This window comes from Streptomyces rubellus (genome assembly GCF_036323805.1).
Taxonomy (GTDB): Bacteria; Actinomycetota; Actinomycetes; order Streptomycetales; family Streptomycetaceae; genus Streptomyces.
The window spans coordinates 143,518-170,008 of the sequence record NZ_JAZDCX010000002.1 but is presented as its reverse complement, the minus strand read 5'-3'; the positions used below and the strand labels follow the sequence as shown (position 1 = coordinate 170,008).

The following is a 26,491-nucleotide window of genomic DNA, read 5'->3' as shown; positions in this document are numbered from 1 at the left end:
TCCACCCTGATCAGAGCTAGAAATAGCTAGTAGTATTCCCGGATGTACCCCAGTGCCTTCCCAAAAACTTCCTGGTCGCGGATCTTGAACTTGATATAGAGCGCCTTGCGGAGCGCCTGCTGGACGAGACGATCGCCCTCGCTGGTGCCCTGCCAGCCGTCAAAGCGGACGGCACGGACGACGGAGTCGACCTCGTCGACGACCTTCTCGGCGATGATCGGGGTCTCCTCGCTCTTGAGCGACTCGAAGAGGTCGCTCAGGGCGGCCTTGCCGCGCTCCTCGCGGGGGACTTCGGCGGCGGCCTTCTCCGCCGCGACTGTGTCTCGCGCCAGCTCGAAGAGCTCCTTGAGGAACTCCAGTGACGCCTGCTGAGAGTGGGCATACTTCTCCCGCAGAGCATTCAGTCGCCGGCCGAGCTCGATGAAGGCCGGGTTGCCGACGTGCTTGGCGATGCGGGCGGTAATCCACTTCTCTACCTCGACGGGGTCGATGTCCTTGCGTTTGCCGGTCATCAGGTCCTCAATGACCGACGCGTCGAGGACGATGGTTTCCAGGTCGGCGCGGGGGACCTCGACGGTGACGTGCTCGTTTATGAGCTCAAGGGTCTTGGCGCCCAGCGTGTGCCAGACCAGCCGACCGGTGACGTCAGCGGGTTGCACGGACTGGTAGACGTCGGTCAGCCAGCGGTAATCCGACTCATAATCGGACAACACCGGGTCCGGGGAGAGGGTCTCCCACAGTTGAGCGACGACGCTATACGCCGCTCCGAAGGCGTCGCGAGACTCGTCGGAGTCAATCGCGGTCTGCGCCTGGACCAGACCCTCATAACCGCCGACGGTGCGGTCGACACCCGGGAAGAACGCCAGAGCAGACTCGATCGCGGGACCGATTTGCTCGCGGAGCACGGCGATGTTGGAGATGACCTGCTGGACGGACTTGTCGTCGAACTCGAACGCCTTGGAGACGTCGTCGAAGATGCCGAGGTAGTCCACTATCAGGCCGTGGGTCTTCGCGGGCGGGTAGACCCGATTGGTGCGGCAGATTGCCTGGAGCAGGGTGTGCTCGCGCAGGGGCTTGTCGATGTACTGGGCGTAGAGGATCGGGGCGTCGAAGCCCGTGAGCAGCTTCGCCGTCACAATGATGATCTTCAATGGGTCGGCTGGGTCGTTGAAGCGGGCGGTGATCCGCTCCAGCTCCCCCCGGCCGGGCGTCCACTGCTTCCACGCTTGCTTGTCACCGCGGCCGGTAGACATCACGATCGTGGACACATCCGGGCCGAGTAGCCGGTCGAGCTCTTCCTTGTACGCCACGCAGGTGGCCTTGTCGTAGACTACGACCTGCGCCTTGAAGCCCTGCGGCTCCACCTTGGCCGCAAAGTGCTCGGCAATGTCGGCGGCAATCTTACGGACCCGGACGGGGGCCTTGATCAGCGCCTCCAGAGAGGCGGCTCGCTTCGACAGGGTACTGCGCTCCTCCTCGCTGAGCCTGTGACGGTCGGCGAGCTCGGAGAAAGCCACGTCGATCGACTCTTCGTCCAGATGAATCTCCGAAAGGCGTGGCTCGAAGTGCAGCGGCAGGGTGGCGCCGTCGCGGATGGAGTCAGAGAAGGAGTAGCGCGAGAGATACCCGTGCTCGTCGTCCTCGGAACCGAACCACATGAATGTGTTGCGGTCACGCTTGTTGATCGGCGTCCCGGTTAGCCCGAACAGGAACGCGTTGGGCAGCGCCTCGCGCATCCTGCGGCCGTAGTCGCCCTCCTGAGAACGGTGGGCCTCGTCGACCATCACAATGATGTTGTCGCGCGCGTCCAGCACACCAGACGCCTCGCCGAACTTGTGGATCGTAGTGATGATGACCTTCCGCGCCTCCGCAGTCAGGAGATCCCGCAGCTCCTGGCGGGACTCGGTGGAGACCATGTTCGGCACGTCAGAGGCGTTGAAAGTCGCGGTGACCTGGGTGTCCAGGTCGATCCGGTCAACCACGATGATCACCGTCGGCGAGGCCAGCTTCGCCATCGCGCGCAGCTTCTGCGCGGTGAACACCATCAGCAGCGACTTCCCCGACCCCTGAAAGTGCCAGATCAGCCCCTGCTTGATCCGCCCGTGCAGTACCCGCTCCACGACCAGGTTGGTCGCCTGGAACTGTTGGAATCGCGCAATCACCTTGATCTTGCGGTGCTTCTTGTCAGTCGCGAACAGCGTGAAGAACCGCAGGAAGTCCAAGATCGCATCCGGATCCAGGCACCCCTCGACCGCCTCCTTGACCGCCGCGAGGCCCACCTTCACCGGCGTGTGATCGTCACCGGACTCCTCCACCCGCCACGGACCCCACAGCTCCACCGGCATCCCGACCGATCCGTAGCGAAAGTCCTTGCCCTCGGTCGCGAAGTTGAGCACGTTGGGCACGAAGAATGCCGGAACGTTGACCTCATAGTCCTCCTTGACCTGCGCGGCCGCATCGATCCAGGAGTACGCTGGCCGCACCGGCGACTTCGCCTCCCCCACCACCAGCGGGAAGCCATTGCACCAGATCACCAGGTCGAAGCGCCGCTCCAACCGTCCGACCCCGTAGGTCACCTCGGTGGAGACGATCCAGTTGTTCGCACCGTGTGCACCGGAGTGGTCGAAGTCGATCAACCGCACGGTCACATGCTCGCCATCGGGACCGAACGGCATCGTTTTCTGCCCAGTGAGCCATGCCGCGAACTCCTCGTTCGCCACCACAGGGTTCGGCGTGTTCCGAGCCGATATCAGGATCGCCCGGAGTTGGTAGAGCACCTCATCGGCCAGCCTCGGATCCGCCGCGATGGCCGGGTTGAGGCGGATTAAAGCCTCCCGCACCTGCTGCTCCAGCAGGACTTCGTCCGTACGCCGCGGCAGACGGCTCCCCAGTACGAACCGCACATCGACCGACTCCACCAGATCTCGGACGAAGTCGCGGACCGTGTTCGCCTCATTAAAGGTCACACGGCACCTCCAAAGACATTATTGAGCATCGCACCCCGCATGACTCGCAGACTGTCCAGCTCGTCTGCGAAACGGTCCGAGACTGACTGGATCTCCGCCGTCGCTCTCACGATCACCCGCTGCTCATCCAGAGGGAGATCCGGAATCTGGACCTTCTTGAGGGCGCCTACATTGAAGTGCTGCTGCGCAGTTCCAGCCGACCTGCGCGCGATTTGAGCACGCCCGTAGCTAGAGTTCAGGAACAACTCGACGAACTTCGAATCGACGCGTTGACCAGGTCTGACAATGATCAGATCGATGCAGTTGTACCCTGCAACCTCTGCCGGAACGACAGCCGCATCCCCGGGGCGGCCCGTTCGGATTACGACGATATCGCCTTCCCGCAGCGTAGACTTCTGAAGATCCGCAGCGCTTTCCGGGCGGAAGTATACGAGATCCGTCAGATCGAAGCCGCCAGGTAGGACGTTGAGACCTCGAAGGGCAGGAACGCCTGTGACATGATCATCGGTGTAATACTGGGCTGGCTTCACAACAATGCCCACTGTCATTTCATCAATGAGGTTCGGCGCAGGAACCAACTCGACAGCATGTCTGGACAGCATCTCGGAGAAGTACGCGTCCGCTGCGGCAGCAGCGCTTGCCTTCGACTCCACAACAGTCAGACGATGGCGCTCGACGGACCAGAGGAGGTCTGCTAGGCGCTGCTGTTCATCGAAGGGTGGGAGGTCGAATTCATAACGCGCGATGTCGGACCAGTTAACGTAAGGATTGACCGAACCCTTAGACTCTGAAATTGCGAAGGCGTGGAACGGCTCGGAAGACATGATGAAGGGTAGGAATTCCTGCAAGAGTACGTTCTCATCCTTGGTCTCCACGACGAACGTGGTGTTCGCGCAGACGCCTTCAAAATCCGCGACAGCGACCTTTCGTAGGTAGGTGCGTCGCGACCCGTAGAGCACTTGACCGGGGCGGAATCTGCGGTGGAATGCGGGACCCAGGTCAGCTTGGGAGACGTTGCCCCAGCGACGGATTCTAAGGTTGTCGGTGTCCATATGCTCACCGGCGACGTATCGCTCAACCTCACCGCTAGTGGGGTCAGTCTTCTCCTTCGAGGCCGCGGCTACCTGCCCTAGGGAGACGCGCTTCCAGGTGGCCTTGTCAAGGTTCAAGATCATGTCGAGGTCTCCGCTCGCATCAGGGACAGGACATCGACGACGGTCGTGTCAGAGCTCTGCGCAGCAGTACGCCAGGTAGCAAGGGCCTCGACGAGGTCGGTCTGTTCTCCCTCGCCGCCGTCCATGGCGCCCTCAACATACGTCGAAATGGCTAGGCTGAAGCCCTTAGCAGCAATCTCGTCGAGAGTAGCGACCGTCGCGAACTGCTTGACAACTGCGAAGCTGCGGTACGCATCGAGGATTTTCTGCTGATGAGTCTCGCGCAGGAATGCCTGTCCCTGTTCGCGAGAGACCTCATTGAGGGCGTTGATGAAGAGAACCTTGCCCTGACGCTCGGCGGGCTTGCGCGCCCGCAGGATAATGACGACGGCTGGCATCGGGGAGTTGTAAAACAGACCCTCACCGAGACCGAGCACACACTCGACTAGGTCGGACTTGACCAGACACTCGCGCATAGTGGCCTCGTCACGGCGGAACAGGACTCCGTGGGGAAACAGAATTGCGGAACGCCCAGTGTCAGGATTCAGACTTTTGGCGATGTGCTGGAAGAAGGCGTAATCGGCGCGCCCCTGAGGCGGTACACCCCACATGTTGCGGCCGTAGGGGTCCTTGGTGAAGGCGGCCCGGTTCCAGGTCTTGATGGAGTAGGGCGGGTTGGCCAGCACGACGTCGAAGGTCTGCAGCCGACCGTGGGCGTCAAGGAAGGCAGGACGGGCGAGGGTGTCGCCGTGGGTGATGTGGCCGCCGGTGATGCCGTGGAGGAAGAGGTTCATCTTCGCGATCGCCGAGGTGCCATAGTTGAGCTCCTGGCCGTACAGGCGCAGGTTGCGGCACTCCTTGCCCTGGCGTCTTAGCTCAGCGACGGTGGAGATGAGCATGCCACCGGTGCCGCAGGTGGGGTCGTATACCGACTCCCCCGGCTCGGGCTGGAGCATCATCGTCATCAGGTGCACCAGAGTGCGGTTGGTGTAGAACTCCTGAGCAGTGTGGCCGGAGTCATCGGCGAACTTCTTGATCAGATACTCGTAGCCCTGCCCGAGCTCGTCTTCGGGTAGATTCGCCACCGACAGTGTCTTGGTGGAGAAGTGTTCGATAAGGTCCGAGAGGGTCGCGTCGGGGAGCAGGTCCTTGTTGGTCCACTCCCCATCACCGAAAACGCCAGTGAGGGTGTCGGGGTTGGCGGACTCGATGGCCCGCATCGCGGCCTTGAGCGCGGTGCCGACGTTGCTGGTGACCTTGCGCAGGTCGCCCCAGTGGGCGCCGTCGGGGATGGCGAAGCGGTGGTTCTCCGGGAGGTCGGCGAGCTTCTCGTCGCTGTACACCTCCAGAGCAGCGGCGTGCTCCTCGTCGTAGACATCGGAGAGGCGCTTGAGGAAGACCAGCGGGAAGATGTACTGCTTGTAGTCGCCGGCGTCGATCAGGCCGCGCAGCAACACTGCAGCACCCCACAGGTAGGACTCTAGCTCCCGCTGGGTGATCCGCTTCGGGCTCATCGTGGTCATGCGCCCAGCCCCCACTTCGCCAGCTCCGCCTCCAGCGCTGAGCGGGTCTTGCGGGCCTTCGCGTACGCGGTCTCCAGGTCGGCCACTGCCTGCTCCAGGGTGATTTGCTCGTCGGCTTCGGCCGGCTCGACATACAGCGAGATGCTCAGACTCCAGCCATTTGCCTTGATGTCGTCCAGGGTCGCGATCGCGGCCAGGCCGGACTGGTCGGCGTACTGCCGATACGCCTTCAGGAGGGTCTCAACATGATCGAGCTCAAGGGAGTTCTGGTTGCGGCCGCGTTTGAAGAGCGACTCCCCATTGATGAAGAGCACCTTGTCCTGCTGCTCGGCGGGGCGCTGACGGCGCAAGATCAGCAAGCAGGCGGCCAGGGTAGTGCCGTAGAACAGGTTGGGGGCCAGGCCGATGACGGCCTCCACAAAGCCAGCTTTGAGGATGTGTTCGCGAACGCGGCGCTCGGCGCCCTGGCGGAACAGGGCGCCCCGTGGGAGGACGACCGCGACCCTTCCTCCGACGGGTGCAGCGGAGGTGAGCATGTGCTGGACCCAGGCCCAGTCGGCGTACTTTTTCGGCGGCACCCCGCCCAGCTCATTACGTCCCCACGGATCGGAGGCCCACTGTTCGTGACCCCACTTCTCCAACGAGAACGGCGGGTTGGCTATCACGCAGTCAAACCTGGCCAGTCGGCCGTGGTCGAAGTAGGCCGGGTCTCGCAGCGTGTCGCCGCGCTCGATGTGGAAGTCCTCCATGCCGTGCAGCAGCAGGTTCATCCGGGCGATCGCGGATGTGGTGAGCACCTTCTCTTGGCCGTACAGCTTGCCCAGCACGGTCTTCGGGTCACCACCGCGGGCCTTGATGTGCTGGATGACCTCGATCAGCATGCCGCCGGTGCCGCAGGCCGGGTCGTAGACCGTCTCGCCCTCTTGGGGGTCGAGGATGTTGACCAGCAGCGCGACCACCTCGCGCGGGGTGTAGTACTCACCGGCCTTCTTGTTGGACTGGTCGGCGAACCGCTTGATCAGGTACTCGTATGCCTGCCCCAGCACGTCGGGAGCGGCATGAGAGTTTGAAAGGGTCTTGGCTGAGAAGTGCTCGATCAGGTCAATCAGCTTGCGGTCGGGAAGCTTGTCCTTGTTGGTCCAGGTCGCGCCGCCGAAGATACCGTACAGCGTGCCCTGATTGGCCTGTTCGATCCCGCGAAAGGCGGCCTTGAGTGCCTCACCGACGTTCTCGGTGCGTTCGCGCACGTTTGCCCAGTGGCATCCTTCGGGGATGGTGAACCGGTGGTTCTCCTCGAACGCCGCATACGTGTGGTCGCCATCGGACTCGTCCAATGCGCGGGCGTACTCCTCGTCGTACACATCGCTGATTCGCTTGAAGAACATCAACGGGAAGATGTACGCCTTGAAGTCCGCCTGATCGATGCTGCCCCGCAGCAGATCAGCTGCCTTCGCCAGATACGACTCCAACTCCCCCAGCGTCAACGGCATCGGAAGCTCCTGCTCCCCCACACCGACCGCACTCGACCCCACTCGATCACTGCTCGTTTCCGCACTCGGTTTGCTCGGCTCGCCGTCCCGGCGAGCACGTGTCGGAGCCTAGCGAAACCCGCCAGGGTTGTATCAACACATGCCAAATTTTCAACATCGCATTCCAGAGCTACAGCTCTGTCGCAGGTCAGTGGCATGCGATGCCCAGGTGCACCGGGTGTCTTCTCTAAGCGTTCGGTCAATCGTAGCGAGCGGAGCGAAGGCTGGCTGACCTCACGACCTATTCGTAGGCGGAGCCGTCCCCTTCAGCCGCTCACCTCCTCTGAACAGCATTTTTACATAAGATGCAGGCTGGAGCGGTGGTCATGTGGGCTGCCGGATCGGACGTGGCTCCTCGGGCGTCGGGTGAGCGGCCGGGGCGGGCCGGTGGATCGGGCCGGAGGTGTGGGTGAGGGGACGGGCGGGGGCGTGGTGGGTGTGGGCGATGATCTCGGCGGTAATGGAGATCGCCGTCTCCTCGGGGGTGTGGGCGCCGAGGTCGAGGCCGATGGGTGAGTGCAGCAGGATGAGTTGGTCGTCCGGGACGCCGGCCTCCCGCAGCAGTTCCAGGCGGCGGGCGTGGGTACGGCGGGAGCCCATTGCGCCCACGTAGCCGACGGGCAGGCCCAGGGCCAGGCGCAGCAGGGGTACGTCGAACTTCGCGTCGTGGGTGAGGACGCAGATCGCGGTACGGGCGTCCACCTCGGTGGCGGCCAGGTAGCGGTGCGGCCAGTCGGTGACGACCTCGTCCGCCGCCGGGAAGCGGGCCGGGGTGGCGAAGACGGGACGGGCATCGCAGACGGTGACGCGGTAGCCGAGGAAGCGCCCGGCCCGGCTGAGGGCGGCGGTGAAGTCGACCGCGCCGAAGATCAGCAGGCGGGGCGGCGGGGCGTGGGTGTGGACCAGGAGCGTGAGGTTGTCGGGGCAGGGGGCGGTGGGCTCGGTGGTGTTGGTGATGTCGGTGCGGGCGGTGCTGCCGGCTCGTAGGAGGGCGCGGGTGCGGGCGGCTGCCGCCCGGTCCTGGCGTTCGTCGCCGCCCAGGGTTCCGTGGTGGGTGTCGTCGTCGCCGAGGACGGACAGGGTGCGGCCGAGGAGTTCCGGCGGTCCGTCCACGACCCGGGCCACGGCGGCGGGCCGGTCCGCTGCCACCGCGGCGAGGGCCGTGGTGAGGTGGGGTTCGGTGGTCGGGTTGATCCGCTGTACCAGGATCTCGAGTTCGCCGCCGCAGGTCAGGCCCATGGCGAAGGCGTCCTCGTCGGAGTAGCCGAACCGCTCCCGTACCGCCGGAGGCCCGTCCGCCTCCAGGGTGTGGCGGCACAGCTCGTAGACGGCGCCCTCCACGCAGCCGCCCGAGACGCTGCCGACCGCGTTCCCCTCCCCGTCCACGGCCAGCGAGGTGCCGACCGGCAGCGGCGCGCTGCCGCTGACCTGGACGACGGTGGCCAGGGCGAAGGGGCGCGCCGCGCGGCACCAGGCGTGCAGCTCGTCCGCGATGTTCAGCATGTGGGGTCTCCGGGAAGGGGGCGGCCCGGTGACGGGCCGCCCGGGTCAGAGGGGTCAGAGCAGGGCCTCGACGGTGATGGGCAGGTCGCGGACGCGGCGGCCGGTGGCGTGAAAGACGGCGTTGGCGATGGCGGGTGCCACGCCGACGGCGACGACCTCGCCCAGTCCCTTGACGCCGATGGGGTCGGCGTCGAAGTCCGCGCCGTTGTCGAGGTAGACCGCCCGCAGGTCGGGGACGTCGGCGTTGACGGGGACGAGGTAGTCGGCCAGGTTCGCGTTGACGATCCGGCCGTCGCGGTGGTCGGTGACCGTGTGCTCCAGCAGCGCCTGACCGATGCCGCCCACCATGGCCCCGAGCGCCTGGCTCTCGGCGAGCTTGGGGCTGATGATGCGGCCCGCGTCGTAGACGCCGAGCATCCGCCGCACCCGCACCATGCCCAGCCGGGCGTCGACGGCGACCTCGGCGAACGTCGCGCCGAAGGCGTACATCGACGACCGTGCCGGTCCCGAGGGCGGGGTGAAGGAGCCGAGCACTTCGAGGTGGGTGCGGTCGTGGCGGGCCAGCAGCCGCCGGTAGGTGTCCGCGCGCGCCGGGTCGCCGGGCAAGTGCAGCCGGCCGGCGCGGACGACGACCTCGTCGGCGTCAGCGCCGTACAGGGGCGAATCCTCGTCCCCGACGGCCAGTTCGACCGCCTGCCGCCGCAGCCCGTCGCAGCCGTCCTGGACGGCGGAGCCGACGCTGGCCATGGTGAGGGAGCCGGAGTGGGGCGGGGCCGACGGCATGTGGGAGTCGCCGAGCCGGAAGGTCACCTTGCGCAGGGGCAGGCCGAGGGCGTCCGCGGCGAGCTGCGTCATCGAGGTGTACGTGCCGGGCCCCATGTCGCTGGACGCGCACTCGACCAGGGCCGTGCCGTCGGCGTCCAGCCGGACGCGGGCCTGCGCCCCGAACCGCAGGGTGTGGTAGCAACCGGCGGCCACACCGGTGCCGACGAGCCGGTCGCCGTCACGGGTGGCGCGCGGCCGGGGGGCGCGCCGGTCCCAGCCGAAGGCGTCGGCGCCCACGCGGAGGCATTCGCGCAGCCGCCGGGTGGAGAACGGCAGCCCGGTGGAGGGGTCCTCGGCCGGTTCGTTGCGCAGCCGCAGCTCGATGGGGTCGACGCCCAGTTCGTGGGCGAGTTCGTCCAGGGCCGACTCGACGGCGAACGCGGCGGTCGCGTAGCCGGGGCCGCGCATGTAGGTGGGGGTGTTCACGTCCAGCGGCACGGTCCGGTACGTCTGGCGGACGTGGGGGGTGGCGTAGAGCATCTGGCCGGGGCTGAGGGCGCTCTCCAGGAAGTTCTCGTACGCGGAGGTCTCGGCCCGCAGCTCGTGGACCATCGCGGTCAGCCGTCCGCCGCGGCTGCTGCCCAGGCGCAGCGTGTACGCGTAGGCGGGCCGGTAGCCGACGCCGTGGTAGAGCTGTTCGCGGGTCAGGACGAGTTTCACCGGGCGCCCGGTGACGCGGGCGGCGAGGGCCGCGACGGCGGAGTGCGGCCAGACCCGCGCGGCGTTGCCGAACGCGCCGCCGACGAAGGGCGAGACGACGCGCACCGACTCCGGCGGGATGCCGAAGACGGCGGCGAGTTCGTGCTGCGTCCCCTGCACCCACTGGGTCTTGTCCCAGACGGTGAGCTCGTCGCCGTCCCAGCGGGCGAGGGTGGCGTGCGGCTCCATGGCGTTGTGGTGCATGCGGGCGAGCCGGTAGGTGGGCTCCAGGCGTACCGGCGCGGCGGCCAGCGCCTCGTCCGGGGTGCCGCGGACGTAGTCCTGCGGGGGCAGGGGGTCGTTGACGGGGCGGCCGGGGGCGGCCAGGTCGGTGGCGGGCCGCTCCGCCCGGTACGAGACGCGTACCAGTTCGGCGGCGTGCCGTGCGGCCTCCAGGGTCCGGGCCACGACCACGGCGACGGGCTGGCCGAAGAAGCGGACCCGGTCGTCCTGGAAGACGTGCAGCCGCTCGCCGACCGGCGGGTCCGTGATCGCCCGGGGGTTGTCGCGGTACGCCAGCTTCGGTGCGTTCAGGTGGCCGATCACGGCGAGGACGCCGGGTTGGGCGAGGGCGGCGCGGGTGTCGACGGCAGTGACGCGGCCGAGGGCGATGCTGCTGCCGACGAGGACCGCGTGCGCCGCGCCCCTGACGTCGTGGTCGGCAGCGTACTCGGCCCGGCCGGTGACCTTCAGCCGCCCGTCCACCCGGGAGAGCGGCGCCCCGACGGCTGCCTGCGGCTGGGGGCTCACCTGGTACCTCCCACGGTGCGGAGTTGGCGTTCGACGGTGCGCTGGAGCAGGGCGGTCTTGAAGCGGTTGTGTTTCAGCGGGCGGGCGCCCTCGGCGGCGTGTTCGGCGGCCTCGGCCCACAGGGCGTCGGAGGGGCGCCGGCCGACGAGGTGCCGTTCGACGGCGGCCAGCCGCCACGGGACGGTGCCGACGCCGCCGGCGGCGACCCGCGCCTCGCGGATCGTCCCGCCGCTCAGGTGCAGGGCGACGGCGGCGGAGGTGAGGGCGAACTCGTACGACTGCCGGTCACGCACCTTCAGGTAGCCGGAGCGGAGCGGGCGCGGGTGGGGCGGTATCTCCACTGCCGTGATCAACTCGCCTGGTCGGAGGGCCTGTTCGCGGTGGGGGGTGCTGCCGGGGCGGAGGAGGAAGTCGGTGAGGGGGACGGCGCGTTCGCCGCCGTCCGGGGCCAGGAGGTGGACGGTCGCGTCCAGCGCCGTGAGGGCCACGGCGGCGTCGGAGGGGTGGGTGGCCACGCAGTGGGCGGAGGTGCCGAGGATGGCGTGGGTGCGGTTGTAGCCGTCGCGGGCCGCGCAGCCCGAGCCGGGGTCGCGTTTGTTGCAGTCGGCGGTCACGTCGCGGAAGTACGTGCAGCGGGTGCGCTGCATGAGGTTGCCGCCGATGGTGGCCATGTTGCGGAGCTGCGGGGAGGCGCTGAGCTCCAGGGCCTGGGAGAGCACGGGGTAGGCGGTGCGTACGGCGGGGTGGGCGGCGGTGTCGGCCATCCGTGCCAGGGCGCCGATGCGCAGGCCGCCGCGTGCGGTGGCGGTGATCCGGCGCAGTGGCAGGGCGGTGATGTCGACCAGGGTGCGGGGGCGTTCGACGGTCTCGCGCATCAGGTCGACCAGGGTGGTGCCGCCGGCGAGGTACCGGCCGCCGCGCCGCCCGGCGGCCAGCGCGGCCCGGGTGTCGGAGGGCTTGGTGTAGGTGAAGGGGTACATGGTGGCCGCGCCTCATTTCCGGTGCGCGGCGGCCTGGTCGACCGCCTTGACGATGTTGGTGTAGCAGCCGCAGCGGCAGAGGTTGCCGCTCATCCATTCGCGGATCTCGGCCGCGGAGCCGGTGTGGCCCTCCCGGATGCAGGCGGCGGCGGACATGAGCTGGCCGGGGGTGCAGAAGCCGCACTGGAAGGCGTCGTGCTCGATGAACGCGCGCTGGAGTGGGTGCAGTTCGCCGTCGTCGGCGTCGTGCCCGTCCGGGGCCAGGCCCTCGATGGTGGTGACCTCGGTGCCTTCCAGGCGTATGGCGAGAGTGAGGCACGTGTTGACGCGGCGGCCGTCGAGCAGGACGGTGCAGGCCCCGCAGGCACCGGCGTCGCAGCCCTTCTTGGTGCCGGTCAGGGCGAGGTGCTCGCGCAGCAGGTCCAGGAGCGAGGTGCGGTTGTCGACGGTGAGGGTGTGCCGCTCGCCGTTGACGGTCAGCGAGACGCGGCCGGCGGGCGGACGGGCGCCGGCGGCCGGTGCGGCGGAGGCCGCGGGTGTGCCGCCGACGGCGACGGCACCGCCGATCGCGGCGGTCGTCGCCACGAACGCGCGCCGGGAGGGCGCGGGAGGGGGCTCGGCGGGTTCAGGGGGCATGTGTGCACCTTCGGCTCGGTGGCGAGTTGGCGGACGGTCGTACGCGTCGGCAGTGCCTTGCGGCCGGTCCTGGCGGAGTCGGGCACGGGTGCCGTCTCGGCGGCGCTCTCCCGGCGCGGCCGTTCCTGGCCCGCTTGACGGAAGGGGCCGAGGGCGGCGGACCGGCGGACGAATCCGGTGCCGGGGCCCATGCCGACTCCGGTGACCGGCGTGGTCCGTCCCCGGTGGTCGACGGCTGCCACGGCGCTCCTCTTTCAGTCGCTGCCTGAGTGACAGTTAATGACAGCTAGGCATCTGCTGTCCAGTGCTGGCGGCCTGACATTCTTGACGGCCCTGCGGGATCGCTCACGGCAGACCGCCACCCGGGTGATCCGGAATACGGCGGTCCGCCTGTTCGCCGAGCGAAGTTGGAGCGGTCGCGGCCCGGCTCGGCAACTGTCGGCCGGATTCGGGCGTCCACCGGGCATGACCCAACCGCCCCTTCAGCCGTTCCCGGAGCCACCGGGCCGGCCGCACTGCGGCCACGGCGCCACCCCGGCCGATCCGGTTGGCTGCCGCGGCGTCCACGTCGGTGAGCACACCGCCTGCCTGGCCCACTTGGACGAGCCCGACCGCGTCGCCTACATCGCCACCCTGACCCCCGGTGCCGACATCGACCACTGCGGCACCCCCTTCACTCCCGAGCTGCTGGACCAGTTACTCAACGCCCTACGCGACCCCACCACCGGGTGCCCCCACTTCGGCGACGCCTGGTTCGACGAGGCGTCCTTCTCCGGCGACGCCCAATTCGACGAGGCGTCCTTCTCCGGCAACGCTCGGTTCGGCGGGACGTCCTTCTCCGGCAACGCTCGGTTCGACGGGGCATCCTTCTCCGGCAACGCCCAGTTCAGCGAGGCATCCTTCTCCGACGGCGCTTGGTTCGTCGGAACGTCCTTCTCCAGCGGCACCCGGTTCGACGGGGCGTCCTTCTCCGACAACGCCCGGTTCCTCGGGGCGTCCTTCTCCGGCAGCGTCCGGTTCGACAGGGCGTCCTTCTCCCGCGACGCCCAATTCGACAGGGCATCCTTCTCCAGCGGCGCTTGGTTCCTCGAGACGTCCTTCTCCAGCGACGCCCGGTTCGACGGGGTGTCCTTCTCCGGCAACGCCCGGTTCGACAGGGCGTCCTTCTCCCGCGACGCCCAATTCGACGAGGCATCCTTCTCCAGCGGCGCTTGGTTCCTCGGGACATCCTTCTTCGGCAACGCCCGGTTCGGCAGGGCGCGCTTCGAAAGGGCGCCGCACCTGGGGCCGCTGGTGTGCAACGGGTGGGTGGTGCTGGACCGCGCGGTGTTCGAGGCGCCGGTGACGCTGGAGATCGCCGCCCGTCAGGTGAGCTGCGCACGCACCCGGTGGGCGTCGACCGCCACCCTGCATCTGCGCTACGCCGAGCTGAACCTGCGAGACGCGGTTCTGGAGTATCCGGTGCTGGTCGCCGCCCGCCCCGACCTCTTCTCCCGCCCCTGGCCGGACAGTCCGCTGCCGGAGACGCTGCTGTCCGGCCAGGACCCCGGCGTGCGCCTGACGTCGCTGGGCGGGGTGGACTCCGCGCACCTGGCGCTGCACGACGTCGACCTGAGCGGGTGCCGGTTCGCCGGCGCGATCCACCTCGACCAGTTGCGGGTGGACGGCTGGTGCACCTTCGCCACCACCCCCACCGGCTGGAACCGGCGCTTCCCCTGGCGGTGGAGCCGCCGCAACACCCTGGCCGAGGAACACCACTGGCGGTCGCGCACCGCCCGCCGCCCCGCCCTCGCCCGCGGCTGGACCGCCCCACCGCAGGACGCCCCCAAGCTGAAGCCGGCCGCGGTGGCCGCGCTGTACCGGCAGTTGCGCAAGTCGCTGGAGGACGGCAAGAACGAGCCGGACGCCGCCGACTTCTACTACGGCGAGTGCGAGATGCGCCGCCACGACACCGGCCGGCCCTGGGGCGAGCGGGTACTGCTGACCGCCTACTGGGCCCTGTCCGGGTACGGGCTGCGCGCCGCCCGTGCACTGGCCTGGCTGGGGGCGGCGATGGCCGCCACGATCGCGGTGATGGTGCTGTGGGGTCTGCCCGCCGAGGATCCGAGGCCGACCACCACCGGCCGCCAGGTCGCCGCCGGGCAGCAGGTCACGCTGACCACCGACACCCCCAAACCGGCCAACCCGACCGGGCCGTGGTCCGAACGCGTCACCGCCGAGCGAGGGGAGAAGGCCCTGCGGGTGGTGATCAACTCGGTGGTCTTCCGTTCCTCCGGCCAGGACCTGACCACCACCGGCACCTACACCGAGATGGCCTCCCGCTTCGCCGAACCCGTCCTCCTCGGCCTGGCGGTCCTGGCCGTCCGCAGCCGCGTCAAACGCTGACGCACCGCCTCGGCGGCCGGGGCCGCTCGTGGCATGCCGCAGCCACCGGGCACCGGAGCACCCGGTGCGCTCGCGCGGTCACGAGCCACCACACGGAAGGCTCCGGTACGGAGGTCACGGCCCCGCCTACCGAAATCCCCTGTCTGGCCCGGCAGTCGGGCCTACGCTCTCCAGGGCCACCGCCCTATTGTTGGCCGATGCCCACACCCCGCATCGACCGCCCGGCCGATCTCGACGTGGTCCGTGAGTCCTATGACCGGGTGGCTGACAACTACGCCCACATGGTGGTGACGACGGGAGTCGGCGACATCCGCCGCCATCCGTGGCTCAAGGCGTCGATCGACGCCTTCGCCGACACGGTGAGCGGGCTCGGTCCTGTCCTCGACGTCGGCTGCGGGCCCGGAACGGTGACCGCCTACCTCGCCGAACGCGGACTCGACGTGTCCGGGGTCGATCTCTCGCCCCGCATGATCGAGAACGCGCGCCGTCTTCATCCGCAGTGCCGCTTCAGCGTCGCCTCCGCCACCGACCTCGACCTGGCGGAAGCGTCCCTCGGGGGCGTACTCGGGTGGTGGTCGCTGTTCAACCTCCCCCGCGACGTCCTTCCCCAGGTCCTCGCCCTGTTCGCGCGCGCCCTGAAGCCGGGCGGCCACTTCATCACCGGGACACACGTCGGCGACGAGGACGCGGTGCGCACCGAGGCCTACGGAGGTGTGCGCGTTCGCTGGACGACGCACAAGTGGCGGCCGGAACAGTTCGTGGACCTGATCGAGCAGGCCGGACTGCGTCCGGTCGCCGAACTCCGGCTCCCCGCGGACGAGCACAGCGGGCCGAGCGTGGTCGTCATGGCCGAGTGCCCCACCTGAGGGCCAGGTGCCGGAGGCCGCACAGGGGCTCGGTACCGAGCCCCTGTGCCTGGCGCCTACCGCTGTTTTCCCTTCGGACGCTCCAAGGGATCGCCCCTGGGAGGGCCGGGGGAAGGAAACGGCCGCGGCCGCCGCGGTCACCGACCAGGCCCCGACGCGGCACGCCGGAGGACGCGCCCTTCCGGCCACGGCACCCCCTGTTCCGTTTCCGGCATTCCGGGAGCAATATGGGCGTAATAGATGCAAGGAGCAGAGAATGAGCAGGCTCCGCCCCTCCCGGCACAACCAGTCGTCCTCACAGTCCCGGCCTCCGGCCGGTTCCGGCGCTTCCGTCCCGCCCGCTCAGCCGCCCCCGTGGAACGGACCGCCTCCCGGATACGCGCCGACGCGCCCGGCACGGAAGCGGCACCGCGTCTTCTTCTGGTTCTTCCTGGCCGTCCAGGCGCTGTTCCTGATCTGGGTCATCACGGGGATCGCCGGGAACAGCGGCATCCCGGCCGAATGTGCCGGGCTCACCGGCGACGAACTGGAGCTCTGCGAGAGCGCCGGGGACGTCGGCACCGCGATCGGCGTCGGGCTGATCATCGGCTTGTGGGTGGCCGTGGACGTCATCCTCGGCCTGACGTACCTCGTCTACCGGCTCGCCCGCAGGCAGCCCGCCGCATAGCGCGGGCCACCCCCCTGCCGCTCACCGTGAGTGAGCTGGTGAGCTGGTGGTCTGAGTGCGGCTGCGCGACCACACTCAGGCAGGAGAGCGAGGACAGCATGACGAAGCCACCCACGGACACCCGCGCCGCCGAGGCGGCCCGGACCGGCGACGGCGGTGAGCCCAGAGCGAGGCTCACCGTGGACAGTCTCCCTGCCGCGCTCTCCGGAGTCGTCAGCGTGACGCCGAACGCCACGTACGAGCAGGCCATCACCATCATGGCCATCAACGGCTACTCGCAGCTTCCCGTGCTCAGCGGGCGGTCCCAGTACGGCGCCGTCACTTGGAGGTCCATCGCCCGCGCCCGGCATGCCAGGCCGGAGGCCCCCTTCTCCGACGCGATCACCCAGGCGCAGGAGGTCTCCTGCGGCGACGACCTCATCGATGTCCTCCCGAAGCTGGTGGAGTCCGATTTCGTCCTCGTCAGGAACCGGCGACAGGAGATCAGCGGAATCCTCACGGTCAGCGATCTCGCCATGGCCTACGGCTCACTGGCCGGTCCGTTCCTGCTGATCGGTGAACTCGACCAGCGGCTGCGCCGGATCATCACACGGCACTTCGATCTCGCCGACGTCACGTCCCTGTGCGATCCGGAAGGGTCGAGGAAGGTCGTGTCGTTCCATGATCTGTCCATGGGCGACTACCAACGCGTCCTGGAGAAGCAGGAGCTGTGGGACCGGCTGGGCTGGCCGCTGGACAGGAAGGTGTTCGTCAAGCACCTGGACGAAATCAGGAGGGTCAGGAACGACGTCATGCACTTCAATCCCGATCCGCTCCCGGCGGACGCGGTCCAGAAGGTCCGAAACATGATCGTCCTACTGCGCGAGTACGGAGGCTGACCGCGAAGCGGGCCGTCCTGCCGTCGACTGCCCGGGCCGGCCGGCCCGGGCCTCGGTGACGCGGAGCCGGCGCACACGACTTCACCGCCCGGGCGGTGAAGTCCACGTCCCGTGCCGCCCACACGGTCTCGGTGGCGGTACGTCCGCGGCTGCGGTCAACCCGGCATCCGTTCCGTCGTTCACCCGGTGTGGTTCCGTCACTGCGCCAGGGAGCGACGCCGACACCGTCGCCTTTCCCGCGCGTGGCCTGTTCGGCGCGCCTGACGGATGGTCACGTTCTCATCACCGTGCGCAAGTTCTCCTGACGGAGAGAGATGGAGTGGATACGTTCGGCGACGCAAGTTCGTTTCCGGTTCAACAAGGGGCACCATCGTGAAGCTCATCAAGCCCGCCGCCGTCGCCGTCAGCGCCGTGGCGCTGGCCGTCCTGCCGTCCGTCACCGCCGCCGCCCACGGCGGGGGAAACCCGTTCAAGAACTGCACCGCGGCCTACGACGCCGGTCACTCCAACATCCCGGCGAGCAGCCCGCACTACGGCACCCACCTGGACCGCGACGGGGACGGCATCGGCTGCGACAAGCCGCCGGCCGACTTCGTCCCGGCCCCGGAGGAGGAGAAGAGCAAGGGCGGCGAGGAGTCCTCCGGCGCCGAGGAGAGCACCGGCCAGGAGCAGGGCGGCACGGAGTTGGCCGAGACCGGCGGCGACGACACCACGCCCTACATCGCCGGGGCAGGTGTGGCCGTGCTGCTGGCCGGGGTCGGGCTGGTCGCGGCCCGCAGGCGCCGCGCCACCACCGACTGACCGGCCGCGGCAACGGCCTGCGGAGGCACGCGGAGGCGGCCTCCCGGGACATCCCGGGAGGCCGCCTCCGTGTGTGGTGGGCGGTGGCGGGTGCGGGTCAGGGCGTGAGGAGGTCCCGCAGTTCGTGCAGGGAGTCGATGTGCCAGTCGGCCGGTTCCGCCTCGGGGGTGCCCGCCCACAGGTGGCCCCAGGGCCCGCGCCGCAGATGGGCGACGCGCAGGCCGTACGCCTTGGCCGGGGCCACGTCGTTGACCGGGTGGTCGCCGACGTACACGATCTCGTGCGGGGCCGCGCCGGCGAGTTCGGTGACACGGGCGTAGAAGCCGGCCGACGGCTTGGCCACGCCCCACTCGTCCGAGGTGGCGACGGCGTCGGCCGGGAGGTCGAGGGCGCGCAGGAGCTGTCCGGCACGGGCGGTCTGGTTCCCGGCGACGACGACGCGGTACCCGGCCTCGCGCAGCGCCGCCAGGGCGGGGCGGACGTCGGGGTGGAGGTCGCCCTCGTCCAGGTGCTCACCGCGCCCGGCGGCCTCCCGGGCGCGGTACTCGGCGCCGATGTCGATTCCCGGCCGCAGCAGCCGCAGGGCGTCGCCGCTGTCCCGGCCCTGCCCGACGACGGCGCCGACCAGGGCGGCCATGGTGTGCCGGGGCACACCGAGCCAGTCGGCCCAGCCTCCCCAGTACCGGTCGTCGCGGACGAGGGTCTCGCCGATGTCGAAGGCGACGGCTCTGATCACCCGCACCAGCCTACGGCGGAACGGCGCCCGGGGCAGGGGTGCGGCGGGGCCCGGCGAGAAACACGCAGGTGGGCAGGAACTTCCGGGCCGGGAGCCCGCGTCCTTTCCGTGTGGAGAGACGGACCGTACTACCGGCCGAGGCCGGATACCTGATGGGACTCGGCGCGGGCACGGGGCTGGTCGCGTGGACGATCGGCGCCGAGCGCCATCTCAAGGGCGGCTTCGAGGGCGAGGGCCGGGATCTGAGCGTGCTCTACGTCGAGTTGCCGCTGCTGGTGCTCGGCGTGCCCGCCGCCGCGGTCGCCGCCCTGCTGCTGATGCACGGCGTGCTGGACGGCCGGGTGGAACGCGCCGCGGTGCGGCGGGCGCTGTCGGCCGGTACGGCGCTGGCCGTGGCGGCGGCGCTGGTGTGGGGCGGGCTGGCCTGGCTGGGGGCCACCGAGCCGCCGGTGTACCAGGAGTAGTGCGGGGGCGAGCCGGGAGCGGTCAGCCTCCGGCCGTCCCGGGGGCGGCGGCCCGGCGCGCGGCGCGCAGCGCCCGCAGCATCCGGCCGGGGGCCGGGAGCGCGGTGGGCGGCTCGACCATGTGGACGACCCGCAGGACGACCGCGAAGCGGTCTCCCTCCACCGTGATCACGGCTCCGCTGCGCGGCTGCCCGGGGCAGCCCACGATCGCCGCGGCCTTCCGGCCGTCGAGGTGGTGGGGCTCGCGCCGGAAGTGGCGGGTGACGTAGACGATGTCGGCGCGCACCTCCGTCTTCGCGGGCAGCGGGTGCCCCAGCTCGGCCAGCCGGTGCAGGGCGCGGGAACCGCGGCCGGAGGCGTCGACGACGAGGCCGGCGTCGGTGCCGCCGGTGCGCGGGCGCGTCCGCACGCCCGTGATCCGGGCGCGGTCGGGTGTGGTGACCGGGCCGAGCACCTCGGTCGACGGCAGGAGCGTGACGTTGCCGAGGTCGGCGACGCGTTCGCGCACCCGGTGCTCCAGCAGGGGGCGGCTGACGCCGTACGACATCAGTCCGGAGGGCGCCCGGCGGACGCGGTGGCCGTCGAGGTACCAGTGGGCGTCGCCCTGGGTGTCGGCGCGTACGGCCCCGGCCTCGGCCAGCTCGGCCAGGAAGCCGGGGAACAGTTCGTCGAGGGCCTGGGCGCCGCGCGCGAGCAGCACGTGCAGGTGGCGGCTCTGCGGGGTGCCCCGGCGGGGTGCCGGGACGGCGGGCAGGACATCGCGGTCGAGCACGGTGACCCGGTCGCAGGTGTCGGCGAGCGCGCGGGCCGCCGTCAGGCCCGCGATGCCGGCGCCGATCACCACGGCGTGCGGCAGGGCCGGAGCGGAGTCCCCGGCACCGGGGCGGCGGGCGGCCACGGCTCCGCCCCGGCCCGCCCCGGTGCCGGGGAGGTCACCGGTTCACCGGTCCCCGTCCGGCGGGTCGCCGCCGTCACCGGGCGGCGGTTCGCAGCCGTCGTCCGGGGGCGGGTCCTCGCCGTCGTCCGGGGGCGGTTCGCAGTCGTCCGGGGGCTCCTCGGACGGCAGGACGACGGTGAACGGCACCTCGGCGGACCAGTCGGGGTGGTAGTGCGTCCCGTCGTGGCTCTGGGTCCGGAACGTGTACGTGCCGCCGTCCGCCAGCCGTCCCGGCGGCACCACGACGTCGACGGTCTGCCCGGACTCCCGCGGTCCGGTCTCCAGGACGGCGATCAGCCGGCCGGTCCGGGTGTCGTAGACCTCGAAGGCCGTGTCCACCCGGTCGCCGTCGGCGTCGAAGACGGTGGCCCGCAGGGTCGGGGTCAGGGTGTCCACCGGCCACACCCCGTCGCCGTCCTGCGTGAACGGCGGCCCGGCCATCCGGCCGAAGGCGGTCGCCGGCGGGGTGTTGTAGGTGACGGTCAGTCTGGGCTGGTTCTCGGGGTGCTCGGAGGAGTTGACGCGCTTCCAGCCCCCGACGTCGTCGGTGTTGGACTGGATGCCCAGGTAACCGCGGCTGGTCCGCCGGTAGGCCCAGGACTGCACCAGGTCGGTGGCGTCGGCGGTGATCCAGCCGGGCTCGCCGCAGGCCGGGTTGCCCCTGGTCGCGGCGGAGGAGGCGTACAGCTCCGTCCAGTCGGGCTGCCGGTCCCACCGCGAGGAGCGGGACGGGGCGCCGGTGGACCACAGGCTCCAGTGGTACGGCTCGCAGTCGGTGTTGCCGGAGTGGAAGTTCCACAGCGCCAGTTCGGCCGAGAAGACGTTGGCGCCCGCGAGGCCGCCGGAGTCCCACTGGATGAACGACCGGGCGGTCCGGGGGGTGCCGTCGGCGTTGACCGTGCCCGGGTTGCCGAAGTCGAGTTCGGTGTCGCCGGACCAGTCGGCCGTCTCGCCCTGCTGCACGTAGGTGTCGAAGGCCGCGCCCAGCTCCGCGGCGCCGGGGTCGACGGTGACGGGGTAGCGGGTGGCGGGGTCGGCGAGGAAGTCCGCGTCGGGGGTGAGGACCAGGTCGACCGCGCCCGGGCCGCGCTCGATCACCGCCATGTCCACCGGCGCGCGGCGGGTGTGCTCGCCGGAGACCGGGTCCACGGCCGCGTCCCACATCACCGGCGCGGGCAGCACCGCCCGCTGCCGTCCGGTGACGGCGTCGGTGAACAGCACCGAGCCGTCCGCCTGCGCCGCGGCCCGCAGGCCCTCGGTCCGGACGGGCAGGGTGTAGGAGTAGCGGCCGGTGTCCGGGCGGCGCCTGATCTCCACGAACTGCTCGAAGCCGGTGCGGGTGGCCTCCACCAGCACGTCCGCGCCGGGTACGGCGTCCGGGTAGCGGGCGGTGGTGCCCGCCAGCACCGGCACGGGCAGGCCGCCCCGCCACTGGAGGGTGATCTCGTCCTCGCCCGTGCCGAGGGTGACCAGGTCGCGCGGGGCGGCCTCGCCGGCCGCCGCGAGGGAGCGGGGGCGCTCGCCGCCGCCCGCGTCCAGGGTGAGGTTCCCGGGGTGGCTGCGGGCCTCGACGCGTCCGCCGCGCCGGACGAGGGTCGCGTCCACCGGCCGCCACCGCCCGTCGCGCCGGACGCGTTCGGGCCCGGGCGTCAGGGTGGTGGTGTGGGTGCCGTCGGGGTTGACGACGGTGCGGGCGGTCTCCGTGGTGCGCGAGGGCAGCTCGACGGGCTTCCCGGTGCGGCGGGCCTCGGCCCGCGCCCGGGCCGTCTCGGCGGCCTGGGCGGACCCGTCGGCCGCCGGTGCGGAGGCCGCGGCGGTGGGCGGCGGGCCCGGCGGTCCGGCGGTGCGGGCGTCCGCCGGGACGGCGAGGGTGCCCGGCACCGCCACGGCCAGGGCCGCCCCCACGGCCAGCCGGGGCAGCGCGCGTCTTCGCGGCCGCTTCCGCCGCCGGTCCCGTAATCGGTCCCGCCCCCACAGTCCTGACATGTCTCAGCTCCTCTCCGCCCGCTCGCCCGCCGGGGGGAGCGGAGCCGGTCGCACGGCCGGAGGACACGTCCGGCGGCACCTGCGCCCGCCCGCGTCGCCAGTCTTCCTAGGGGGGCCGGTGCCCCCGGGCAAGAGGACCTGCGGGGGCGACCGGCGCCAACCGGCCATCGCCGTACCGCCCCGGGTACCGCGCTCGCCCCGGTATGGGCCGTCTCGTACCGCGCCCGCACCGCCGGTTGGCGGTACGGACGGGACCGGCGGGACGGCCGGGACGGCCCGCGGGTACGGGGAAACACGGGGAAGCGCGGGGAGGCGCGGGGAGGCGCGCCATTCCCGTTCCCGCCCGGCCGGGCGGGAACGGGAATGGCCTGTTGCGCACGCCCCCGGACCGCCGGTCCGGCCGCGCCCGCACGGCGGCCCGGACTGACGATCGGGTGACACATGATTAGCCGACCGTGAGCGGAGGTACTCGCAGCGGTGACCCACGAGGGGAGCGCAACGACGATGAGCACGATGCATCGGATGGACGGACACCGGAACGGGAGCGAACACTCCGTCGGTGAGCTGGTGGCACGCGCCACCGCGCAGATGTCGCAGCTCGTACGGGAGGAGATGCAGCTCGCCCGGACGGAGATGACCGAGAAGGGCAAACGGGCCGGACTGGGCGGCGGGATGCTGGGCGCCGCCGCGGTGGTCGCCTTCCTCGGGGTGCAGGCGGGGATCGCGTGCGCGATCGCCGGGCTGTCCGTGGTGTGGCCGGTGTGGCTGTCGGCCCTGGTCGTGATGGTGGTGCTGTTCCTGGTCGCCGGGCTGCTGGCGCTGCTGGGCAGGCAGGAGGTGCGCAAGGCCGCGCCGGTGAAGCCGGAGGGCGCGATCCGGGGCATGCACGAGGACTTCGACGAGATCAGGGGGAGGGTGCGGCGATGAGCGCTCCGAGCGATCCCGGTGCTTCCGGCGTCCCCGGCATCCCCGCCGACCCGGACACCCCGGCGGAGCTGCGCGCCCGTATCGAGCGGACCCGCCGGGAGCTCGGCGACACCCTCGAGGAGCTGGCCGCCCGGACCGACGTCAAGAAGCACGCGCGGCGCAAGGCCGCGCAGGCGGCGCAGGCCGGGCGGCGCGGGGCCCGGCCGCTGGCCGCGGGCGGCGGTCTCGTGCTGGCCCTCGCCCTGGCGGCCCTGGCGCTGCGCCACCGGCACCGGTGGCAGCGGCCCCGGCCGTATCTGGCGCGGCACAACGGGGAGGTGCCGGGCTCAGTCCGCCGGCTGGTCGCGTTTCTTCCCCACCGCTGAGCCGACGGGCGACCCGTCGTCCCCGCCGCCCCCGGCGCCGTCCGCGGTCTTGTCCGCGGCGTGGCGCCGCTCCCGGCGGCGGCGCTTGAATTCCAGCCGGAGCGCGCGCGGCCACTTGGCGGTGTCGCGCGGCTCCACGTACGGCTCCTCCCCGCGCGGCAGCCCGTTGGCGTACGCCCGCCGACGGGCCAGCTCCGCGTCCAGCTCCAGACCGAGCAGGATGGCCAGGTTCGACAGCCACAGCCACACCAGGAAGATGACGGCCCCGGCGAGCGTGCCGTAGGTCTTGTTGTACGAGCCGAAGTTCGCGGTGTAGAGCGCGAAGCCCGCCGAGGCGACCAGCCACAGCAGCACGGCGAGCACGCTGCCGGGCGCCATCCGCAGCCCCCGCAGCCGGGCGTTGGGCGCCGACCAGTACAGCGTGCTGATGATCGCCGCCACCAGCAGCACCAGCACCGGCCACTTGGCGATCGACCACACCAGCAGCGCCTGGTCGCCCAGGCCGACGACCTTCCCGACCTTCTCCGCGATCCCGCCCGTGAACACCACGATCACCGCGCTCAGCGCGAGCAGCACCATCAGCACCAGCGTGACGCCGATCCGCAGCGGGGTGAGCTTCCACACCGGGCGGCCCTCGGGGATGTCGTAGACGTGGTTGGCGGTGCGGATGAACGCGGCCACGTAGCTGGAGGCCGCCCAGATCGCGGTCAGCAGGCTGATGATCGCCAGGACGCCGCCGCCGGTGCCGCGCTGCAGCTCGTCCACGGCGTCGAACAGGATCTCGCGGGCCGGGCCGGGGGCGAGCTGCTCCAGGTTCTCCAGGATGGTCTCGGTCGCCCGCTCGCCGACCGTGCCCAGCAGCGAGACCAGCAGCAGCAGTGCCGGGAAGATCGACAGCACACCGTAGTAGGTGAGCGTCGCCGCCCGGTCGGGGATCTCGTCGTCCAGGAACTCCTTGACCGTGCCGCGCAGCAGGGCCCACCACGTGTTCGCCATGGACTTACGGATTACCGGTGCGGGCCGGGTCATGTGCGGTCCCGCGCCGCGCCGGGCCTCACCGGGCCGGGCTCAGTCCGCCCCGCGCTCCTCCGCCGCCGGGCACGGGGTGCCGCGCGGCAGCCGGTAGGGGGCGGCGATCCGGTAGGTGCCGGGGGCGGGCGCCTCCAGCACCGTCCACTCGTCGGCCGGCGGCTCGTCCTCGCCGTCGCCGACGTTGCCGCCGTCCTGCCGGCCCTCGGTCACCGGCTCGGCCGCCCGCAGGCAGCCCGCCGTGTTCGGTTCGCCCTCCCCCGGCGGCGCGACCGGCTTCCCCTCCTCGTCCACCAGCCCCAGCCACGGTGACCAGGGGATGCGGACCCGCACCTCCCCCGGCTCGGGCACGGACACCTCCACCCCCTCCGCGGCGGCCCGTACGACCTCGGCGGGCGGATCGGCCATCGGCACCGGGTCGACGACCTGGTACAGCCGCCAGTTGGCGTCCGACCAGATCTCCTCCAGGTACGGCAGCCCGCCGCGCACCAGCTCGGCCTCCGCCTCGCCCGCGCCGTCCGGGTCGTCGCTGGGCAGCACCACGTAGCGCACCGCCCAGCGGTCCAGCCAGCGGCGGTAGGAGTCCGCGGTGAGCGGGACGTCGTCGTCGTAGAAGAGGGGGTTGCGCTCGGTGTCGGCCTGCCGGTTCCAGCCGCGGGCGAGGTTGACGTACGGCACCAGGGCGGACGCCTCGCGGTGGCTGCGCACGGGGACGACCTCGACCCGGCCGCGCTCGGCGTCCACCCGCTGGAGCCGGTCCACCAGCGGGGCCAGCTCGCGCGCCCAGGCGGCGTCCGGGGTGGTGCGCACCACGTCCCACACCGGTTTGAAGAGCTGCCAGCCCAGGATCGTGGTGAAGACCAGCAGCAGCGCGGTGCAGCGGCGCGTGTGCCACCAGGGGCGCCCGGCCGCGGGGGCGACCACCCGCTCGGTCAGCAGCGCCAGCAGCACCACGTTGCCGAAGATCAGCGCCAGCCGCTCCACGTTGGAGCCGACCTGCGAGGGGATCGCCCAGGTGGCGACCACGCCCAGCCCGTACACCGCCGCCCCGAGCCGGGCCGTGCGCCAGTCGCGCGGCGCCAGCGCCCACACCGCCGCCGAGCAGAGCACCGGGAAGATCAGCGAGGCCGGCGGCATCGGCTGCTCGCCGTGGAAGGGGAAGAGGAGCGCGGAGGTGACGACCACCACGGGCGGCGGGAGCGCCAGCGCGACCGTCACCCGCCACCGGCCCTGGAGCAGCAGCCCGGCGGCCACCACCATCAGGAACAGCCCGGCCACCGGACTGCCCGCCGTCGCCAGGCCGGACAGCACCGCGGCCGTCACCACCCGGGCCCAGCGGCGGTGCCGCCACCGCGGCGGCCAGGCCCAGATCGCCGCCACCGCGCCCAGCGCGAACAGCGTTCCCAGCCCGAAGGTGACCCGCCCCGAGACGGCGTTGCAGGTCAGGGCGAAGGCGCCGAACAGCGCGACCGGCAGCGGCCGGCGCAGCGGGGAGCGGACCAGGATCAGCGCCAGCAGCCCCGCGGAGAGCGTCCCGGCGACGATCATGGTGGCCCGCACCCCGAGGACCGCCATCAGATACGGCGAGAGGACGCTGTAGGAGACCGGGTGCATCCCCCCGTACCAGGCCAGGTTGTACGCGGAGCGCGGATACCGGCCGACGAACTCCGCCCAGGCGTCCTGCGCGGCCAGGTCGCCGCCGCTGTTGGCGAACAGCAGGAACCACAGCAGATGCAGTACGGCGGCGAACAGCAGCGTGCCGACGACCGTCGCCGTACCGGCCGGGCCCGCGACGCGCGCGGTACGGAGGGCCCGGCCGGCGGCCTCGGCGAGGAACCGCCGAAGGGTGCGGTACGGGCGCAGGGGCCCCGCTTCGCTCACCACG

The 26,491-nt window shown here is 70.9% G+C and carries 21 protein-coding genes; 8 read left to right on the top strand and 13 right to left on the bottom strand.

What is annotated here, in order from left to right; all coding sequences use genetic code 11:
* Positions 1 to 26: 26 nt before the first annotated feature.
* The 8 genes from V1L54_RS03110 to V1L54_RS03075 form a co-directional block, all read right to left on the bottom strand.
* The gene (locus V1L54_RS03110) at positions 27 to 2,966 is read right to left on the bottom strand and encodes a type I restriction endonuclease subunit R (protein ID WP_330116266.1); all 2,940 of its coding nucleotides are present in this window, start codon (positions 2,964 to 2,966) and stop codon (positions 27 to 29) included.
* Positions 2,963 to 4,141 (bottom strand): restriction endonuclease subunit S, encoded by a 1,179-nt coding sequence (locus V1L54_RS03105; RefSeq protein WP_330116265.1) that lies wholly within the window; start codon positions 4,139 to 4,141, stop codon positions 2,963 to 2,965. Before V1L54_RS03105 ends, V1L54_RS03110 begins: the two co-directional genes overlap by 4 nt.
* Positions 4,138 to 5,643 (bottom strand): type I restriction-modification system subunit M, encoded by a 1,506-nt coding sequence (locus V1L54_RS03100; RefSeq protein WP_330116264.1) that lies wholly within the window; start codon positions 5,641 to 5,643, stop codon positions 4,138 to 4,140. The genes V1L54_RS03105 and V1L54_RS03100 overlap by 4 nt, the downstream gene beginning before the upstream one ends.
* Positions 5,640 to 7,133 carry a type I restriction-modification system subunit M gene (locus V1L54_RS03095; RefSeq protein WP_330116263.1) on the bottom strand — a complete coding sequence of 498 codons (1,494 nt, stop codon included), beginning with the start codon at positions 7,131 to 7,133 and terminating at the stop codon, positions 5,640 to 5,642. Before V1L54_RS03095 ends, V1L54_RS03100 begins: the two co-directional genes overlap by 4 nt.
* 363 nt (positions 7,134 to 7,496) lie before the next feature.
* Positions 7,497 to 8,675 carry an XdhC family protein gene (locus tag V1L54_RS03090; protein ID WP_330116262.1) on the bottom strand — a complete coding sequence of 393 codons (1,179 nt, stop codon included), beginning with the start codon at positions 8,673 to 8,675 and terminating at the stop codon, positions 7,497 to 7,499.
* Positions 8,676 to 8,729: 54 nt separating this feature from the next.
* The gene (locus V1L54_RS03085) at positions 8,730 to 10,949 is read right to left on the bottom strand and encodes a xanthine dehydrogenase family protein molybdopterin-binding subunit (protein ID WP_330116261.1); all 2,220 of its coding nucleotides are present in this window, start codon (positions 10,947 to 10,949) and stop codon (positions 8,730 to 8,732) included.
* Complete coding sequence (locus tag V1L54_RS03080) at positions 10,946 to 11,929, bottom strand: FAD binding domain-containing protein (RefSeq protein ID WP_330116260.1); 984 nt, start codon at positions 11,927 to 11,929, stop codon at positions 10,946 to 10,948. The genes V1L54_RS03085 and V1L54_RS03080 overlap by 4 nt, the downstream gene beginning before the upstream one ends.
* Before the next feature lie 12 nt (positions 11,930 to 11,941).
* The gene (locus tag V1L54_RS03075) at positions 11,942 to 12,565 is read right to left on the bottom strand and encodes a (2Fe-2S)-binding protein (protein WP_330116259.1); all 624 of its coding nucleotides are present in this window, start codon (positions 12,563 to 12,565) and stop codon (positions 11,942 to 11,944) included.
* 465 nt (positions 12,566 to 13,030) lie between these two features.
* Here V1L54_RS03075 and V1L54_RS03070 point away from each other — a divergent pair, with 465 nt between their 5' ends.
* The 5 genes from V1L54_RS03070 (at position 13,031) to V1L54_RS03050 (ending at position 18,162) form a co-directional block, all read left to right on the top strand.
* Positions 13,031 to 14,950, top strand: a complete 1,920-nt coding sequence (locus V1L54_RS03070) for a pentapeptide repeat-containing protein (RefSeq protein WP_330116258.1) — start codon at positions 13,031 to 13,033, stop codon at positions 14,948 to 14,950.
* Between the two features lie 197 nt (positions 14,951 to 15,147).
* Positions 15,148 to 15,816, top strand: a complete 669-nt coding sequence (locus tag V1L54_RS03065; RefSeq protein WP_330116257.1) for a methyltransferase domain-containing protein — start codon at positions 15,148 to 15,150, stop codon at positions 15,814 to 15,816.
* Between the two features lie 256 nt (positions 15,817 to 16,072).
* A complete protein-coding gene (locus V1L54_RS03060) occupies positions 16,073 to 16,483 on the top strand; it encodes a hypothetical protein (RefSeq protein ID WP_330116256.1) in 411 nt (136 codons plus the stop codon).
* Between the two features lie 98 nt (positions 16,484 to 16,581).
* Entirely contained in the window at positions 16,582 to 17,361 is a 780-nt protein-coding gene (locus V1L54_RS03055) for a CBS domain-containing protein (RefSeq protein ID WP_330116255.1), read from the top strand.
* Positions 17,362 to 17,733: 372 nt separating this feature from the next.
* Positions 17,734 to 18,162 carry an LAETG motif-containing sortase-dependent surface protein gene (locus V1L54_RS03050; protein WP_330116254.1) on the top strand — a complete coding sequence of 143 codons (429 nt, stop codon included), beginning with the start codon at positions 17,734 to 17,736 and terminating at the stop codon, positions 18,160 to 18,162.
* A gap of 97 nt (positions 18,163 to 18,259) precedes the next feature.
* On the opposite strand, the gene V1L54_RS03045 is transcribed toward V1L54_RS03050, so the two are convergent.
* On the bottom strand, positions 18,260 to 18,898 hold the full coding sequence (locus V1L54_RS03045) for an HAD family hydrolase (protein ID WP_330116253.1): 639 nt from the start codon (positions 18,896 to 18,898) through the stop codon (positions 18,260 to 18,262).
* Positions 18,899 to 19,008: 110 nt separating this feature from the next.
* Here V1L54_RS03045 and V1L54_RS03040 point away from each other — a divergent pair, with 110 nt between their 5' ends.
* Positions 19,009 to 19,362, top strand: a complete 354-nt coding sequence (locus V1L54_RS03040; protein WP_330116252.1) for a hypothetical protein — start codon at positions 19,009 to 19,011, stop codon at positions 19,360 to 19,362.
* A gap of 22 nt (positions 19,363 to 19,384) precedes the next feature.
* Here the strand turns inward: V1L54_RS03040 and V1L54_RS03035 are convergent, their stop codons facing one another.
* Entirely contained in the window at positions 19,385 to 20,260 is an 876-nt protein-coding gene (locus V1L54_RS03035) for an NAD(P)/FAD-dependent oxidoreductase (protein ID WP_330116251.1), read from the bottom strand.
* Positions 20,261 to 20,302: 42 nt separating this feature from the next.
* The gene (locus tag V1L54_RS03030; protein ID WP_330116250.1) at positions 20,303 to 22,285 is read right to left on the bottom strand and encodes a DNRLRE domain-containing protein; all 1,983 of its coding nucleotides are present in this window, start codon (positions 22,283 to 22,285) and stop codon (positions 20,303 to 20,305) included.
* Positions 22,286 to 22,789: 504 nt separating this feature from the next.
* On the opposite strand from V1L54_RS03030, the gene V1L54_RS03025 reads away from it, so the two are divergent.
* Together V1L54_RS03025 and V1L54_RS03020 are read left to right on the top strand one after the other, a co-directional pair.
* On the top strand, positions 22,790 to 23,212 hold the full coding sequence (locus V1L54_RS03025; protein WP_330116249.1) for a phage holin family protein: 423 nt from the start codon (positions 22,790 to 22,792) through the stop codon (positions 23,210 to 23,212).
* Positions 23,209 to 23,577 (top strand): DUF3618 domain-containing protein, encoded by a 369-nt coding sequence (locus V1L54_RS03020; RefSeq protein ID WP_330116248.1) that lies wholly within the window; start codon positions 23,209 to 23,211, stop codon positions 23,575 to 23,577. Before V1L54_RS03025 ends, V1L54_RS03020 begins: the two co-directional genes overlap by 4 nt.
* Here the strand turns inward: V1L54_RS03020 and V1L54_RS03015 are convergent.
* A complete protein-coding gene (locus tag V1L54_RS03015) occupies positions 23,539 to 24,606 on the bottom strand; it encodes a YihY/virulence factor BrkB family protein (RefSeq protein ID WP_443076456.1) in 1,068 nt (355 codons plus the stop codon). The genes V1L54_RS03020 and V1L54_RS03015 overlap by 39 nt on opposite strands.
* A gap of 39 nt (positions 24,607 to 24,645) precedes the next feature.
* Positions 24,646 to 26,487 carry a DUF8823 domain-containing protein gene (locus V1L54_RS03010; protein ID WP_443076469.1) on the bottom strand — a complete coding sequence of 614 codons (1,842 nt, stop codon included), beginning with the start codon at positions 26,485 to 26,487 and terminating at the stop codon, positions 24,646 to 24,648.
* Positions 26,488 to 26,491 lie beyond the last annotated feature (4 nt).

Excerpts from the sequence above, each read along its gene's own strand:
- V1L54_RS03105 (WP_330116265.1), bottom strand. The coding sequence starts at position 4,141 with ATGATCTTGAACCTTGACAAGGCCACCTGGAAGCGCGTCTCCCTAGGG.
- V1L54_RS03100 (WP_330116264.1), bottom strand. The coding sequence starts at position 5,643 with ATGACCACGATGAGCCCGAAGCGGATCACCCAGCGGGAGCTAGAGTCC.
- V1L54_RS03095 (WP_330116263.1), bottom strand. The coding sequence starts at position 7,133 with ATGCCGTTGACGCTGGGGGAGTTGGAGTCGTATCTGGCGAAGGCAGCT.
- V1L54_RS03090 (WP_330116262.1), bottom strand. The coding sequence starts at position 8,675 with ATGCTGAACATCGCGGACGAGCTGCACGCCTGGTGCCGCGCGGCGCGC.
- V1L54_RS03080 (WP_330116260.1), bottom strand. The coding sequence starts at position 11,929 with ATGTACCCCTTCACCTACACCAAGCCCTCCGACACCCGGGCCGCGCTG.
- V1L54_RS03075 (WP_330116259.1), bottom strand. The coding sequence starts at position 12,565 with ATGCCCCCTGAACCCGCCGAGCCCCCTCCCGCGCCCTCCCGGCGCGCG.
- V1L54_RS03070 (WP_330116258.1), top strand. The coding sequence starts at position 13,031 with ATGACCCAACCGCCCCTTCAGCCGTTCCCGGAGCCACCGGGCCGGCCG.
- V1L54_RS03065 (WP_330116257.1), top strand. The coding sequence starts at position 15,148 with ATGCCCACACCCCGCATCGACCGCCCGGCCGATCTCGACGTGGTCCGT.
- V1L54_RS03060 (WP_330116256.1), top strand. The coding sequence starts at position 16,073 with ATGAGCAGGCTCCGCCCCTCCCGGCACAACCAGTCGTCCTCACAGTCC.
- V1L54_RS03055 (WP_330116255.1), top strand. The coding sequence starts at position 16,582 with ATGACGAAGCCACCCACGGACACCCGCGCCGCCGAGGCGGCCCGGACC.
- V1L54_RS03030 (WP_330116250.1), bottom strand. The coding sequence starts at position 22,285 with ATGTCAGGACTGTGGGGGCGGGACCGATTACGGGACCGGCGGCGGAAG.
- V1L54_RS03025 (WP_330116249.1), top strand. The coding sequence starts at position 22,790 with ATGAGCACGATGCATCGGATGGACGGACACCGGAACGGGAGCGAACAC.
- V1L54_RS03020 (WP_330116248.1), top strand. The coding sequence starts at position 23,209 with ATGAGCGCTCCGAGCGATCCCGGTGCTTCCGGCGTCCCCGGCATCCCC.
- V1L54_RS03015 (WP_443076456.1), bottom strand. The coding sequence starts at position 24,606 with ATGACCCGGCCCGCACCGGTAATCCGTAAGTCCATGGCGAACACGTGG.